Genomic DNA, 413 nt, shown 5'->3' with positions numbered 1-413 from the left:
ATTTTGGTATTCTAAGAACACACGTCTAATGACATGGTTATAAAAAGTTTGATGTCTTGTTGATGTCTTCAGTTTTCAAGGTGCGAGTGCCTTCTCCATGAAAATGGACAAGACAAATGGAGCCTAGCGGGATCGAACCGCTGACCTCCTGCGTGCAAGGCAGGCGCTCTCCCAGCTGAGCTAAGGCCCCAGGATATGAACTTAAAATTGAATGGTGGGCCTAAGTGGACTCGAACCACCGACCTCACGCTTATCAGGCGTGCGCTCTAACCAGCTGAGCTATAGGCCCATTCAAATATGGGATGATTCAGTTGAGAGATCGGACTCTCAAAACTGAACGATGGGCATGTCCCTTACGGGACGTTTTCCTTAGAAAGGAGGTGATCCAGCCGCACCTTCCGATACGGCTACCT

The 413-nt window shown here is 48.9% G+C and carries 2 tRNA genes; both read right to left on the bottom strand.

Annotated features, from left to right (window positions below):
• Nucleotides 1-117: 117 nt before the first annotated feature.
• Nucleotides 118-190: transfer RNA gene (locus KNP98_RS15930), tRNA-Ala, on the bottom strand.
• Nucleotides 191-212: 22 nt separating this feature from the next.
• Nucleotides 213-289, bottom strand: a tRNA-Ile gene (locus tag KNP98_RS15925).
• Nucleotides 290-413: the final 124 nt, after the last annotated feature.

The organism is Exiguobacterium sp. s127 (assembly GCF_018618695.1).
GTDB classification, from domain to species: Bacteria; Bacillota; Bacilli; order Exiguobacteriales; family Exiguobacteriaceae; genus Exiguobacterium_A; species Exiguobacterium_A oxidotolerans.
The sequence above is the reverse complement of the archived record's forward strand: the minus strand, read 5'-3'. Positions and strand labels throughout refer to the sequence as shown.